This window comes from Candidatus Defluviibacterium haderslevense, assembly GCA_016712225.1.
Classification (GTDB): Bacteria; Bacteroidota; Bacteroidia; order Chitinophagales; family Saprospiraceae; genus Vicinibacter; species Vicinibacter haderslevensis.
On record JADJRL010000003.1, the window covers coordinates 2,569,895 to 2,585,219 of the forward strand.

At 32.0% G+C, this 15,325-nt stretch carries 16 protein-coding genes; 12 read left to right on the forward strand and 4 right to left on the reverse strand.

Going from position 1 to position 15,325, the window contains the following annotated elements; translation table 11 throughout:
- The first annotated feature begins 8 nt into the window (after positions 1-8).
- From IPK88_10080 to IPK88_10105, 6 genes are all read left to right on the forward strand, one after another.
- Positions 9-1,277, forward strand: coding sequence for a HAMP domain-containing histidine kinase (locus IPK88_10080; GenBank protein ID MBK8243761.1), 1,269 nt, complete (start codon positions 9-11; stop codon positions 1,275-1,277).
- A complete protein-coding gene (locus IPK88_10085) occupies positions 1,277-1,966 on the forward strand; it encodes a response regulator transcription factor (protein MBK8243762.1) in 690 nt (229 codons plus the stop codon). Before IPK88_10080 ends, IPK88_10085 begins: the two co-directional genes overlap by 1 nt.
- Positions 1,967-2,023: 57 nt before the next feature.
- The gene (locus IPK88_10090) at positions 2,024-2,935 is read left to right on the forward strand and encodes a DUF4271 domain-containing protein (protein ID MBK8243763.1); all 912 of its coding nucleotides are present in this window, start codon (positions 2,024-2,026) and stop codon (positions 2,933-2,935) included.
- A 26-nt stretch (positions 2,936-2,961) separates the two neighbouring features.
- Positions 2,962-3,750: a uroporphyrinogen-III synthase gene (locus IPK88_10095; GenBank protein ID MBK8243764.1), complete on the forward strand. Its 789-nt coding sequence runs from the start codon at positions 2,962-2,964 to the stop codon at positions 3,748-3,750.
- A gap of 20 nt (positions 3,751-3,770) precedes the next feature.
- Positions 3,771-4,409, forward strand: a complete 639-nt coding sequence (locus tag IPK88_10100; GenBank protein MBK8243765.1) for a CoA pyrophosphatase — start codon at positions 3,771-3,773, stop codon at positions 4,407-4,409.
- 474 nt (positions 4,410-4,883) lie between these two features.
- Positions 4,884-5,813: a transposase gene (locus tag IPK88_10105; protein MBK8243766.1), complete on the forward strand. Its 930-nt coding sequence runs from the start codon at positions 4,884-4,886 to the stop codon at positions 5,811-5,813.
- A gap of 29 nt (positions 5,814-5,842) precedes the next feature.
- On the opposite strand, the gene IPK88_10110 is transcribed toward IPK88_10105, so the two are convergent.
- Together IPK88_10110 and IPK88_10115 are read right to left on the reverse strand one after the other, a co-directional pair.
- Positions 5,843-7,021 (reverse strand): response regulator, encoded by a 1,179-nt coding sequence (locus tag IPK88_10110; GenBank protein ID MBK8243767.1) that lies wholly within the window; start codon positions 7,019-7,021, stop codon positions 5,843-5,845.
- Entirely contained in the window at positions 7,011-8,339 is a 1,329-nt protein-coding gene (locus tag IPK88_10115) for a PAS domain-containing sensor histidine kinase (GenBank protein MBK8243768.1), read from the reverse strand. Before IPK88_10115 ends, IPK88_10110 begins: the two co-directional genes overlap by 11 nt.
- Before the next feature lie 44 nt (positions 8,340-8,383).
- On the opposite strand from IPK88_10115, the gene IPK88_10120 reads away from it, so the two are divergent.
- From IPK88_10120 to IPK88_10130, 3 genes are all read left to right on the forward strand, one after another.
- Entirely contained in the window at positions 8,384-8,791 is a 408-nt protein-coding gene (locus IPK88_10120) for a CBS domain-containing protein (GenBank protein MBK8243769.1), read from the forward strand.
- Between the two features lie 117 nt (positions 8,792-8,908).
- The gene (locus IPK88_10125; GenBank protein MBK8243770.1) at positions 8,909-9,364 is read left to right on the forward strand and encodes a universal stress protein; all 456 of its coding nucleotides are present in this window, start codon (positions 8,909-8,911) and stop codon (positions 9,362-9,364) included.
- A 28-nt stretch (positions 9,365-9,392) separates the two neighbouring features.
- Positions 9,393-9,833: an Hsp20/alpha crystallin family protein gene (locus IPK88_10130; GenBank protein MBK8243771.1), complete on the forward strand. Its 441-nt coding sequence runs from the start codon at positions 9,393-9,395 to the stop codon at positions 9,831-9,833.
- Positions 9,834-10,112: 279 nt separating this feature from the next.
- Here the strand turns inward: IPK88_10130 and IPK88_10135 are convergent, their stop codons facing one another.
- Together IPK88_10135 and IPK88_10140 are read right to left on the reverse strand one after the other, a co-directional pair.
- Complete coding sequence (locus IPK88_10135) at positions 10,113-10,517, reverse strand: hypothetical protein (protein MBK8243772.1); 405 nt, start codon at positions 10,515-10,517, stop codon at positions 10,113-10,115.
- Positions 10,518-10,528: 11 nt separating this feature from the next.
- Positions 10,529-11,371 (reverse strand): universal stress protein, encoded by an 843-nt coding sequence (locus IPK88_10140; protein ID MBK8243773.1) that lies wholly within the window; start codon positions 11,369-11,371, stop codon positions 10,529-10,531.
- A gap of 615 nt (positions 11,372-11,986) precedes the next feature.
- On the opposite strand from IPK88_10140, the gene IPK88_10145 reads away from it, so the two are divergent.
- From IPK88_10145 to IPK88_10155, 3 genes are all read left to right on the forward strand, one after another.
- Positions 11,987-12,577 carry a DUF3109 family protein gene (locus IPK88_10145; protein ID MBK8243774.1) on the forward strand — a complete coding sequence of 197 codons (591 nt, stop codon included), beginning with the start codon at positions 11,987-11,989 and terminating at the stop codon, positions 12,575-12,577.
- A 69-nt stretch (positions 12,578-12,646) separates the two neighbouring features.
- Positions 12,647-14,836, forward strand: a complete 2,190-nt coding sequence (locus tag IPK88_10150) for a hypothetical protein (GenBank protein ID MBK8243775.1) — start codon at positions 12,647-12,649, stop codon at positions 14,834-14,836.
- A gap of 84 nt (positions 14,837-14,920) precedes the next feature.
- Positions 14,921-15,316 carry a BlaI/MecI/CopY family transcriptional regulator gene (locus tag IPK88_10155; GenBank protein ID MBK8243776.1) on the forward strand — a complete coding sequence of 132 codons (396 nt, stop codon included), beginning with the start codon at positions 14,921-14,923 and terminating at the stop codon, positions 15,314-15,316.
- The last annotated feature ends 9 nt before the right edge of the window (positions 15,317-15,325 follow it).

Below are 15,325 nucleotides of genomic sequence, written 5' to 3' on the forward strand. Positions count from 1 at the left end.
CATTGAATATGTCTTCGATTCAAATTCGATTTATAGTAATACTTGGAGCATTAACAATCATCGGTATTTTTGTTATGCAAGCCTATTATTTATTTAAAAATTACAATAAAGAGGAATCAGAATTTCACCAATCCGTGAGTATTGCATTAAGAAATACGGCCAAAATCATAGCTAATTATGACAAGGGCACATTACCTGAAAAAGGACTTTTAATCCGTGAAGCTTCCAATTTCTATAAAGTTAATGTAAATGCACATATAGATCAATCTAGTCTCCTCCTTACACTAAAGAATGAATTTGCGAAACAAGAATTGGTCATACCTTTTGAGTATGGAATTTATGATTGCGGCACAAATGAACTGGTATACAATGAAATATTAAAAGATACCACTAAAGTTAAAAGCAAATCAAACAGGAAAGCCAAATCTAAAAAAACGGAGGAGAACTCTTATTTTATAGTTCGATTTCCAAGTAAGGCATCCTATATGTTTGTTGAAATGAAATCATTAATTATATCCTCAACTTTGTTGTTATTAGCCTGTGGTATTTTTACTATGGCTATGTTTATGACTTTAAGGCAAAAGCGATATTCAGAATTAATGCGCGATTTTGTGAATAATATGACTCACGAATTTAAAACACCGATATCGTCTATAAAAATATCTGCTGATGTGCTTTTGCACCATCCGACAGTTGAAGAAGATAAACGTCTATTTCAATATGCTCAAATTATCAGAGACCAGAATCAAAGACTTAATGATCAAGTTGAGAAGGTGCTACAAATTGCAAAAATGGAATCTTCTTCATTCAATATTAAGAAAGAGCCCATTGATCTACACGAGATCATTCGACAAGTAAGTAGTCAATATGCAATCAGACTGGATGATTCCGGAGGCAGTTTGACCTTATCATTAGAAGCCAAATCCCATAATTGTATGGCAGATCGGTTTCATTTTATGAATATCATCTCTAACCTGATAGATAATGCCATAAAATATAGTAAAAACGATCCAGAAATTGGTATTTTTACACATAATCTAAAAGATAAGCTAATTTTGGAAGTAAGGGACAAAGGTATTGGGATACAGGAGGAGGACATTTCAAAAATATTTCAGAAATTCTTTCGGGTTTCTACAGGCGATGTTCATAATGTAAAAGGATTTGGGATTGGCTTGTATTATGTCAAAAGAATCTGCGATGCACATGGTTTTGATGTAAATTTGCAGAGTGTTTATGGTAAAGGAACAAGTATATTTATTCAAGTAAAAACAGTATAATGAAACGAGCTAGACTTTTATATGCAGAAGATGATGAAACATTAAGTTTTATTACTAAGGATCACTTGGAACTTCAAGGTTACGAAGTGGTTCACTGTGTTAATGGGGCCTTAGCCTATGAAGCATTTAAAAATGAAAAATTTGATCTTTGTATATTTGATGTCATGCTTCCTGAGATGGATGGATTTACATTAGCGGAAAATGTTAGAAAAAAAGATCAACAAATCCCCATTTTGTTTTTAACTGCAAAGTCTTTAAAAGAAGACCGTATACATGGATTAAAACTCGGAGGGGATGATTATTTGACCAAGCCGTTTAGTATAGAAGAGTTGATACTTAAAATTGAAATATTTTTAAGGCGGAGCCGAGTATTTGAATCCCCAAGTTTAGAGGTTGAATTAAAGGTAGGTATTTACACTTATCTGCCATTGGAATATCAATTAGTTAATGAAACCAATGTAAGAATTCTAACACAGAGAGAAAGTGAATTATTGGATTTTTTGCTTAAAAACAAAAACAGAGTCATTAAAAGATCTGTAATTCTTGAAAGTTTATGGGGCGAAGATGATTATTTTATGGGTAGAAGTTTGGATGTATTTATATCTAGATTGAGAAAATATTTAGGGGATGATCCTGCTATAAAGATAGATAACATTCATGGAATAGGATTTAAATTTATGTGTCCCTAGTCAAGGGCTGGGATAGCTTTATATGTGTTTATTTACTTTGTATCGCAACCATCGCGTGTGAATAAATTAAAATATCAATTTTTTTCGACTTTTGTATTATTTGCTTTGTATTGTTCTGAAATACAAGCTCAAAACCCTTTTGAAATAAGAAGGACAAAAGTGGATACATCAAAAGTAAATGCAAGCCCAACCGATACTTTTAAGAGGGTAATTGTCAATCCTTTTGAATTGAAACCAGCAGTCCAAACAATAGGAATACAGTCAGAATCCCTAGCAGCCGACTTACTAAAACAAAAAACAAAGGAGTGGTCTGGTCATCCTACCAGTATGTTAGAAATCAAGAGTGCATTATTTTGGCTAATGCTACTTTTGACTTTTTTACTAGCCATAGCCTTAAATTTGAACCGGGCCATAATACTTAAACTCTACAAGAGTAGTTTTAACTTAAATCACTTATCACTTTTATATAGAGAAAGTAAGGAGGAGAATCGAATTATCTTTCCACTATTATACGGTCTGTATTTCATAGGTCTCAGCTTGTTTGTTTATCTAACCCTGGTCAATTTTTACAAACCAATACATATTATAAATTTATTATATTTATCTATGTGTACCAGTATCATTTATTTAATTCGCCATATCAGTTTAAAAATATTTGGATTTGTTTTCAAAATAGATCGGGAAATAGACCGCTATTTGTTTAGTATTATCGCATTTGGCTGTTTGATGAGCATTATTTTAATACCTGCTGACTTTTTAATTGCATTTACGGACCACGAATGGGCTAAAAAAATAATATATACTTTGGGCATTTTCTTAGTCGTAGCGTACGTTTTCCGCCAACTTAAAGAAATATTAATTAGTTCAAATCTTTGGAGAGAATCAATTTTTCATTTTTTATTGTATCTTTGCACCTTCGAAATAGCACCGTTTATATTGCTCTGGACTTTTCTCGAGCGTTTAAGCTAAGTGCAATATCAAAAAAGCCGCAGTTAATGCCGACAAAAACGACTAGCATTGCGCTAATTAAAGACTCTCGGTTGAGAAAAGTTAAGTCAATTTTAATTTCTCAACCAAAACCTGAGCGATCTCCATATTTTGAGATTGAGACGAAGTACAATATTCAAGTTGATTGGAGGTCATTTATCCAAGTGGATGGTCTTACTGAAAAGGAATTCCGTAAGCAGAGGATTCGGCCCGATGAATTCCCTTGTGTAGTTTTTACAAGTAAAAACGCCATAGATCATTTTTTTAGGTTAACAGAAGAAATGAGGGGTAAGGTCTCAGAAATGACCAAATACTTTTGTACTACTGAGACAATAGCCAACTACCTTCAAAAATTTATTATCTTCAGAAAAAGAAAGGTGTTTCATGGGACCAAGTCGATATCTGACCTTGCCAATTACTTTAATAAGCACAAAGATGTAGGGACCTTCTTAGTTCCTTGTTCAGATACAGGGAATCACGATGTAGCTGAATTCCTTAAATCTACTAAGGTGAAATTTCAAGAAGCCATAATGTATCGAACCGTAAGTGCGGATTTATCCGATTTGAAGGATATTAAGTATGATATTTTGGTATTTTTTAGCCAGCTGGATATTAAATCATTATTTGACAATTTTCCAGATTTTGAGCAAGGGAATACGCGAATTGCAGCTTTTGGAAATACTACTGCAAAAGCAGTTTCAGATGCACAATTATTAATAGATATTCAGGCACCAACGGTTGAAACGCCTTCTATGACAATGGCTCTAGAAATGTATTTGAAGAAAGCCAATAAGTAATATATACCCATCTCATTCAAATGGAAATTCCATTTATTGATCAGTTAGCCACTCAATTGACGAATGGCTTGCCTGGCAGAAAAGCTCATATTCGTATGGCTCCTTTTCCCGGAAGGTTTGATGAATTGCCGACTCAAGAAACTAAGAATGCTGCAGTTATGATTTTGATTATGGGGGACTCTGATAATCTGTATTTTCCACTGATAAAAAGAAACCCAATCAGTGTCCGAGATCCACATAAGGGCCAGGTTAGCTTACCTGGTGGACGGCAAGAGGTATCTGATTATAATCTACTTTTTACGGCATTGCGTGAAACTCAGGAAGAAATTGGAATACCAGCCGATCAAATCAAAATAGTTGGAGCATTATCTCCTTTATTTATTCCAGTTAGTAATAATTTAGTTCATCCTTTTATAGGATGGTTCGAGGGGCATGGTACGTTTGTACCGCAAGTATCTGAAGTGTTTGATATTATTAAATGCTCCTTGGCTCAATTATCTATTGGAAATTTACGTGCGCATCAAGTGATCAACACAAGTTATGCAACAGATCTTAAAGTTCCAGGATTTAACTTGAATGAACATTGGATTTGGGGTGCAACAGCCATGATTTTGGAAGAATTCAATGAAGTACTGGAACAAGTTATTTCCAGAAAATAATTTTTAGTAATTTTATATTACAGTAATCATACGATAAGTTGCATTTTAGGTCCTAACCTAGGTGGAAAATATAGCATCATTTTTCTAACCCTGCAGCATTTAGTAGTATTAAATAATAATAAATATATTTTGTTAAACATGATAATGTTAGCATCATTTATTTTTATTTAAATACTTTTTTTGTATAATAAAATAATAAATGTCATGGTTGTGGAGATAAATAGAATGAAAAAAAATCAGATGTAATAGATCATTGTTCTTATAATCTATCTTTGACTCAATGATAAATAGATCTTAATTTTTCGAGTTGTAAAATTTTAAGGTATAATACTCAAAAATAGTTGGTAAAACCTTCATAAGTATATTGAAAATCAATAAATTATAAAGAGTTAATTGAAAGTGGTTTCAATTAACTCTTTTTGTATATGAAAAACTCAAAAAAAAAGATGTTGGGCATGTGGATTTTTAGACACTATTAAATGGGGAAAACAGGCTGGAAAGCAGAGATATAAATGTAAGAATTGTGGTGTTTTATCAACTGGTTCTAATAGCCCTGTAAAGTCAAATAATGAATTAGTTTGGTTTCGAAAATGGGTACTAGAAAGGTTAACATATCGATATCTTCTTGATGATAGTGGATACAGTAAATCAACACTTGAACGCAAGTTTAAGAGCTATTTATCAAATGCTCCTGCTTTTCAAATAAAAGCTCATGATAATGCTCATTTAGTGATTGATGGCACATATTTTAAGGGAGAGCTGTGTTTGGTTTTGTATTATGATTTTGATATTAAATATTGCCAATTTTACCGATTCACCACTAAAGAATCTTATTCTGAAATCAAAGAGGATATTGAAAATGTATTATTGTTGGGAATCCAAATAAAATCAATTACATGTGATGGCCATCCTGCAATTATTAAGGCAATACATAAAGCTTGTCCAGATATAATCATTCAAAGGTGCTTGGTGCATATTCAAAGAGAGACAAACATTTGGCTTAGACGAAAACCTGTAATTGAGTGTAGTATTGAGCTTAAAAGAATAGTAAGCACGCTTCATTTAGTAAAGAATAATAACGATCGAATTTATTGGATCAACCTATTCAATAATTGGTTTGACCAAAACAAAATATTCATAAATGAACAACAAATAAGTCCAGATACTGGAAGAAAATGGTATCGACACAAGGACTTAAGAAGAACAGCAATTATGATTCGAAGAGCAATACCTAATATGTTTCATTATTTAAACAATGCGCAAATACCAAATAATACGAACTCCATTGAATCGTTTTTCGGACATTTAAAAGACACATTAAGTATACATAGAGGATTGTCCAAAAGTAACCGGAAATCATTTATTAAATGGTACTTACATTTTAAAAATGCATCACGAAATTAGGTTTTTTTAAGCCATAAGGCAAACCTGTATTAATATATTAAGTGGTCCATATTCGAACCACTTAATATTACAGTATATGCATCAACTTTATTGCTAGTAGGTTGCTCCTCAGCAGAGCCTAATTCCTCTTCAAGTTGATGGCGGAAATTTAATAAATCACATAGAAAAAACCACCAACTATATTTGACGACATTACCAATTTTAATGCCATCTGAATCCAAGTGAATTAATTTCTCATCTTTAAATTCGGTCAAGGTTCTAATTAATGTTTCTTTGGCAACACCACAATATGAAGCAAGGTCTTCTCGCCCAATGTTAATGATAGGCGGGTTAAATTGTTTAGAAAGTTCTACAATGTGATAAGCTATTTTTTCTCTGACATTACCATAAGAATTGATTGCTAATCTAAATGTAAATTCTTTGGTTAATGAAAAAGTAAATTGCTGAAAAGACATTAATAAATTATCTTTAAGTATTATGTCTTCAAGTGTTTTTTTAGATATCATTTTTATGACAACGGGTTCGATCACTTCGGCATATCCATTATGATTGTTTTGAAATAAATAATGCATCCCAACAAATCCTGAAGATTGATAGAGTTCAAGTACCAATTCTTTTCCTCCAATGGTTTCTAGTGCCTCTTTGATAATGCCAGATTGAATGAAGTATATATGGTTAACACGATCACTATCATTCCATAACCTTGTTTTTTTTCCGTAACTTTTGGTTTGAGATTCTTGAATTAAGTTAGCGATTTTAGGGTGTTTTTCAAATTCTTTAATAGATAAAGTATTCAATATTTGTTTTGAAGTTCGAGAAGCATCTAGTTCTTTATATTTTTTTAATTTATTTTCTACGATTTGCAATAAATCAGAATCTTCAAACGGCTTAACCAAATAATCTTCTGCACCAAGATTCATGCCTTTTCGAAAATCTTCTTTTTCAGATTTAGCAGTTAGAAAAATAAAAGGTAAATGTTTTAGGGATTCGTCCTGTTGAATGATTTTTAGCACGCCAAAACCATCTAGATTAGGCATCATAATATCACAAAGAATGATGTCTGGCCGAAATTGGCGGGCATATTGAATACCAATTAGTCCATCTTCAGCTGATTTGACATCATATTCTGCTAATTCGAGAATCTCAGTTAGATTTTCTCTCATTTCTGCATTGTCTTCAATGAGTAGAATTTTTGATTTATTTTGCATTTATTGGTATTTTAACATGAAAGCTTGTACCTATATTTTCTTTAGAATGGAATGATAAATTTCCATGAATGGCTTCAAGATATTTTTTAACAATATTTAAACCGAGACCGGTTCCTTGAATATTAAGTACATTGGAACCTCTATAGAAAATATCATAAATAAATTTTTGTTCTTTTTCGGGAATTCCAATACCATGGTCTACAACATCTATAATGTAATGATCTTTTTCTTCATCTAAATTAATATCAATTATAGCACCTTCTGATGAGTACTTTATAGCATTCGTAATAAGATTATTGAGAATGTGTCGTATACAGGTTTTATCAGAATTCATATTAAATTTCAATAATTTGTCGAAATTCAAATTTAATATTTGATTGTTTTTTTTAATAAATTCAAAATCATCAATAATATCTTGTAACAATTCAGACAAAGAAAAATATTCTAGTTTTATCTCATATCGGCCTTCTTCAATTCGAGTTAAATTTAAGAATTCGTTTAAGATTCCATTGAGATAGTGAATATTGTTTTTGATTTTGCCGATATGTTTTTTTCTTTTCTCTAAAGTTTCTAAATCTTCATATTTATCTATTAGATTTATTGAACTTAAAATATTGGCAAGTGGTGTTCTGAATTCGTGCGATGCGATAGAAACAAATCTTGATTTTAATTGATTGATGTCTCGTTCTTTTTCCAATGCATTAATTAAATTAATCTCATTTTCTTTAAGTTTATTTTCAACTATTTTCCGTTGGCCAATTTCAATTTCAAGAATGTTATTCGCATTACTTAATTGGTTGATACTGTCTTGCAGCTGTTTTGTTCTGGAGTTTACTAGATTTTCAAGTGATTTATTGAGTACTTGTAATTTTTCTTCAATTTGTTTTTGTTCTGTCAGATCATGAATGACTCCGGTAAAGAATGTTTCTTCATGAATAATAAACTTACTAACGGCTATTCTCAGTGGAATAGTTAGTCCTTGTTTAGTCAGTCCATTAATTTCACGACCTTTGCCCATTATTTTTTTTGGGTGAGGTCCTACATGATTTAAAAGATAATGATCGTGTACCCTTTTATCATGTTCAGGCATCAACATATTGATTTTTTGATGTATTAAATCAATCTCATCATATCCAAAGAGATTACAAGCACTTTCATTCGCAAGTACTATTAATCCATTTGTATCAATAATGATAATTCCATCAATGGCAGTGTCCAAGATAGATTTAAAAAAACTTTTATCGTGATCCGTTTGTTTAGATTGATAAGGCATGTATTGATTTTGAGTACAATCAATTAAATAGATGACAAAGATCATTAAATAACCGTTAATTATTATTCAATTTTACAAAAATTATTAATATGAATGTAAAAGAACCTATTAGTACTATTATGACTAAAAATTTAGTCACCTTAACTCCTGAGGATAGCCTTATGGAAGTTAAAAATATATTTCAAAACAACGCAATACATCACATTCCTGTGGTCCATTTTAGGGATTTGGTCGGATTGGTTAGTAAGTCTGATTTTTTGTTATATGCGAACTCTCTATCTGATTCTTCAAACATAGAAATTCAAGTGGATCAGAAGCTTGAGTTTACAAAAGTTAAGCAAATTATGGTAACCAGACTTGGTAAACTTGAGCCAGATGATCGGATTGAGGTAGCTATCGATGTTTTTTTGAAAAATTATTTTCATTGTCTTCCTGTTGTGAAGGATGGGGAATTAATGGGATTGGTAACACCATTTGATATTTTGAGACAGTTATAAAGCAGATCATTGAAATGTATAACTCTTAAATGTTTTTGATCAATATCATGTTTCCTAATGATGAGCGTCATTGGAGTGTTAAGTAATATGTGTTAACTTCGTTTAAAATAAATACAAATGAAACCGTTTAATGTAATATTGTGTCCCTATGATTTTTCCAATTTTGCTGATAAAGCTTTGGACTATGCTGTAAGGCTCACGCTGTCTAGTGGACAGAGATTGGCTTTAGTGAATGTAATTGTTAATCCATTTTTATTTGAAGGGGGAAGTCCGGTACTTAATAATAATTTATTGGCACTTGATTTATTACAACAGATTAAAGATGAAGAGAATGCTAAATTAAATGAACTTAAATTAAAATTGCAACAAGATCACCCGACGTTGGAAGTTGAATATATCTTAGAAGAGGACAATGATGTTGAGGCTTGTATTCTTGCAGCTCAGGCTAAGACAAAAGCTGATCTTATAGTTATGGGTTCTCATGGCCGAAAAGGAATAAAACGTGTACTTCTTGGAAGTGTAGCCGAAGGTGTACTTAGAAATGCAGCTTGTCCAGTATTAATTGTAAAATAATTTTTTAATTCATTTAAATTTATTAATTATGAGTAACTTAATCAGATTTAGAAACAGGTTTCCGTATTTTAGCAATTTTCCGGTTTGGAATGATGACTTTTTTGAAAAGGATTTATTTTCTTCCAAAGAATTATCATTTCCACCCGTAAATATTCTAGAGTCCATTAGACATTATACATTGGAGATGGCAGTTCCGGGAAAAGCTAAAGGTGATTTTAAAATTGAAGTCGACGACAATAATGTAATGACCATTTCTTTGGAAAGTAAGCATGAAAAAAAAGAAGAAGAATCAAAAGAGATGAAAAGAATGGAATTTAATTATTCATCTTTTTCTAGAAGTTTTTCATTGCCTTCCATGATTGACAAGGCGCACATCACAGGTGCTTATGAAAATGGGATATTAACAATAAACCTACCAAAATTAGAAGAAAGTGCTAAGACAAATTCAGTTAAAATCAATATTTCTTAATTTTAACACCGTTGGTCAAGTCATTATGATTGCACCATTGGGGTTAAATGTTTAGGAAATAAGTCATATTAACCTAGCGTAAATTGGAATTTGATTTAGAAGAAGTTTTAAATGAAGGCAACATTTAAGACTTTTTCTTTTTTATAATTTAAGTTTCACAAATCTTAGATAATGATGTAATATGGGTATAACGATAAATCACTATTGAGTGGGTATATACATTAAGTCCCTATTGAATTAGATGTTGAGTGTGTCGGGATGGGTATCTGTTTTTTGATCTTATATAGGTGGGTTGGGATCATTTCTTTTTATGCTTTCCATTTCTTGATAAAATGATTCTGCTTCATCATTTTGTTTGGCAAAAGTCCAATCATCAGTTACTGTTGTTTCGATCCATACATTTCCAGATTTACGAAATACCTGAATGTATAATCCAAATATTTCCTGAAATTGTCTTTCAAGTTGTGCTACAGTTGTTTCAGGTTCAAGCTCTATGGTTCCTTCGTTATGCTTCTTTCGACAATCTTTTAATTGTAGGTTCGCTGGAATTAAATTCTCTTTCCTTGAACCAACATGAATATCATGGGGTTGACTAAAGAATTCTATTTTTAGAAAGGGATATTTTTTTGAAAACTGGTCTTGAATTTCAAAGATAGAGATCGTGTCATTGATGATTAATTTCATAATTCTTAATTTTAGTCGTGATTGACCAATAAAGGAAGGTCAAAATGGAAAGCTAAATCTTTGCTCGCACTATTAATAAAAAGTTGAGAGAATATATTGTGTTTTCTTGGAAATATAGTTAATAAATCAATCTCATGGGTTTGTGTTTTAATAAACTTTTCAATGCCTGAAATCAAATCAGAATTTGTAATCGTATGATACGATGTATTCGAATTTACTAAAGAAGGTTTTAAATATTTAGCTTCAAGCATTTCATTCATTTGAGTTAATTCCTCTGCTTTATCTGTAATATTCAAAACATGAATATGGGAATGGAAAAAGTGGCTCAAATCAACCAAGGGTTTTAAAGCGTGATCGTTTTCAAATGGTATCATATCATAACTAAATAATATATGTTTGAATCCCTTAAATTCATTATGTTTGTGTATACCAAGTACAGGTATTTCTGATTTAGTAAATAGTTTTGCCGTTGTACTTCCCAAAATATGGCGAGCTACAAATCCTAATCCTTGAAGTCCCATGATGATTAAGTCATAAGATTGTTTTTTGGAATACTCTTTGATTTCTTCGAACGGAATTCCGGAAACGCAAGCGGCTTGGATGTTTTTGACCTGAGGATTATATTGCTGAATTTCTTTAATAATAAGTTCTAACTCTGCAAGATGGGCTTTAGTAATTCCATCTATTTCTTCCTGATCGGGGATATATACGTAAGAATCAGAAACGGATACGGGTATTTGAAAAACATGAAGAATATCGATTTGGGCACCAAGTGCTACGGCTAAATCCGCACCATATTTCAAGGCATTTTTGGAAGTTTCCGAAAAGTCGGTAGGAATAAGTATTTTTTTCATTAACATACCTTTTTATATGAAATAATAGGTAGAACACAAAGTTAAAAAGTGCCTACTTAGGAAGTGATGATATTGATCATGATTCATAATGACAGATATCAAAATTAAAACAAGAAGGAGATCTAAATGGTTCCAGATCATTGATTAGGCCTTAAGATATTATGGTATCCTTAAAATATACAATTTTATTTGCATTGACCATTAAGTTGAATTAGAAGGTTAATTTGAATTTATTTTTCAAATAAAAATAGCTAGATTTATAACAGAATAATCATGAGATTATCTGGATTTGGTAAAAATGCATCCAAAAGTTCAATGGAATTGAACTACCATAGTTGAATTGTTTTTTGCATCTAATGGAATGAAAGATTTGAATGATATTCAGAGTTGAGACTATTGTACTTATTTCTTTGACAGTAAGTATAATGAATAGGTATTATTAATTAATCGATCATGTTGAGTTGATTTAATTATTTATCACTGGATATTGTTAATGGGGTGACTTGTTGTTTGTAAAAAATTGATGAGAGCATAATATGGTTATTTGAATAAAATAAATAGCTTTATTCTATTTATTGTACAAGTTGAGTAAATGAATTCATTTACATTTGTGATATGATTGCAATACAAGATAAATTGGTTAGTGAAGACATATTGGATCATTATTTTTTATGCAAACTTGATGCCTGTAAGGGCGCATGTTGCTGGGAAGGTGATTTGGGTGCTCCTTTAGATTTGAGTGAATTGAAGATCATTGATCAAGTTTTACCTATTGTTAAAACTTATCTTTCTGAGGAATCTATACATAGGATTGAAACGCATGGTGCGTATGAAAACTATGAAGGTCAGGATTCTTTTAGCACCCAATTATTATCTCATGGTCCATGTGTATTCATGACTACTGATGATAATGGAATAGCAGGATGTGCTTTTGAACAAGCCTTTCGGGATGGCAAAACGGATTTTAAAAAACCGATATCTTGTCATTTATATCCAATTCGTGTTATTGAAAGACCGGAACAAGGATTTACAGCAGTTAACTATGACCGATGGGATATTTGTAATCCTGCGTGCCAGGAAGGAAAAGATAAACAATTACCGTTGTATCAATTTTTAAAGGAAGCTATCATCAGAAAATTCGGTGAAGCTTTTTATGAAGAATTATCTTCTGCAGCTGATTATGTTAAAGCTAATCCTAATTCCTGACTCTTCAATTAAGATAACAGATACATCTATCAACTAATTGTATTATTTTAGCGCTCTAAATTTATAAGTATGCAATTCATTACACGAGGTTTTAAGTTTGGTTTATGGGTCATTATTGTTGTGGCTTCTTTAAGGAACAACGAAATGAGTGCCCAAAACTGGTCATTAAAAGGTTCTGTTATGGCTTCTGTTGAGATTAACGAAGCAAAACCCTCCATACTTTTAAAATGGTCACCGGAAAGCACAGCAACAAAATACACCATTTATAGAAAATTGAAAGATGCCAAAGCCTGGGGTTCTCTTAAAGCTACATTAGCTGGTACAGAAGTATCTTATTTAGATACGACCGTTCAAATTGGTCAAACTTACGAATATAGAATTACTAGGGCTGCATCAGATATCCCTGCAAATGGTTACTTGTATGCTGCTATTAAAGGTCCAGCAATTGAATCAAAAAATGCTGTTCTTTTATTAATTGATAGCCGAATTCAAGATAGTCTGAAAACTTCAATCAATAGGCTAAAAAATGATTTATACAATGAAGGATGGGATGTAATGCAAGTAGTTGTTGATAAAAATGCAACAGTTCCTCAAGTGAAGGATTTAATTTTAAATCAAAAAGCTTTAAATCCTAAACTTAAAACCTTGTTCATTATCGGTCATGTGATCGTTCCATACGCTGGAAATGATGCCTACGATGGACATCCGGATCATATTGGTGCATGGCCAGCTGATTCCTATTATGCAGATTTGGATGGAACATGGACTGATGATTCTGTAGACAATACAGATGCCGGAAGAACAGAAAATAAAAATTCAATTGGAGATGGAAAGTTTGATCAGGCTTATATTCCTTCTGATCTTGAATTGGAAGTAGGAAGAGTTGATTTTTTTAATATGCCTGCTTTTTCAAAAAATGAAATTCAATTATTAAGACAATATTTTGAGAAAGACCATAAGTTTAGAACTGGTCAAATCAAAGCAAGACGCAGGGGTGTTGTCTTGGATAACTTTAATTTTCAAAATGAAGGATTTGCTCAAAGTGGTTATCGAGCTTGTTCGGCTTTTTTTGGACCAGATAGTACATCAACTGCAGACTATAGAACATCACTGTTAAATGGTTCTTATTTATGGTCTTATGGTGCTGGTGGAGGTTGGTATGAAGGAGCTGGTGGGATTTCAACTACCCAAAACATGGCAGTAGATTCACTACAAGGTATTTTTACTTTTTTATTCGGCAGTTATTTTGGAGATTGGGATAGTCCTAATAATTTCATGCGTTCAGCTTTAGGTAGTGGTACCATTCTAACATGTGCTTGGGCTGGAAGACCAGGATGGCAAATGCAACATATGGCTATGGGAGAACATATTGGGTTTAGTTCTTTGTTAAGTCAAAATAATAACACCTTATATATAAATAGTCCTAATGGAAAACGTGGGGTTCATGCTGCTTTAATGGGTGATCCTACTTTAGTCATGTATCCTATGTTGCCTGTAAGTAATCTTACTATTAAGGAAGTTGCAGGTCTGGTTGAATTGAATTGGGGTGCTTCTACTGATGCCTCAGAGGGTTATTTGATTCAAAGAAAAAAATCCAGTGAATCTAACTTTCAAACCATTGCAAGAAATTTTGTGGGTTTAAAATATTTAGATAAATGTTTAAATAAGGACACGACCTATGAATATAGAGTTTGTGCCACGAAGTTGGAAAACAATGCCAGTGGTAGTTTTTATAATGTTTCGGCTGGGCTTATAAGCAGCATTAAAATAACTCGTCCAGATCTAGCCATAGATTCGATTATGACTAAGGATGAAAATGCAGGATTTAACCAGGGTAAATTTCTAGGAGCCCAAGTAAGTGGAGGAACGGCGCCATTTACCTATACAATTAAAGGTAATTTGGACCCTAATAAACTGAGCGCGGGAACTTATACATTAATAGTAGAAGATGCTAATGGGTGTAAAACCGAAAAAGAGTTTATTATCAGATTGAATACTTCAAATCATGAAATCAACATTGATCATGTAATCATATACCCTCAACCAGCGGATGATTTTTTGTACATCAATACAAATTCTAAATGGGAATTAAATGAAGTGAGATTAATCAATCCAATAGGTACTGAATCTAATGTAAAAGTTGAGCGAACTTCTCAAAACTTAGGTAGGATATTAGTCCAAAAATTGAAACCAGGATGGTATATGATTAAAGGGACTAATGGAAATAAACATTTTGAAATCCCGTTTATCAAGCTTTAATGTTAAAATTTTCTTAAATTACGAATAAATTCGTAGGGATTAGTTTATTGTTATATATTTGCTTTACGAAAGAATTCGTACCTTATGCAAAAAATAGTAATAAAACCCACTGAAGCGGAATTAGACATACTACAGATATTGTGGCGATTTGGACCTCAGACTGTTAAACAAGTCAATGAAATTCTGAATAAGAAGAAAGAAACAGGCTATACCACAACTTTGAAGTTCATGCAGATTATGACTGAAAAGGATTTGTGTACTCGCGAAGCAGAAGGCAAATTACATATTTACAAAGCTAATATTAAGGAAAACCAAGTAAAAAGATCCGCAGTTTCGGCAATAATTGACAAAGTTTTTGAAGGTTCAGCAATGGAATTAGTGATTCAAACACTTGGAAATTATAAAGCAACAGACAAGGAATTATCTGAATTAAAGTCATTGATCAAATCAATGGAAGAAGAATCAAAAAATCAAAAATAAATCAAGCGA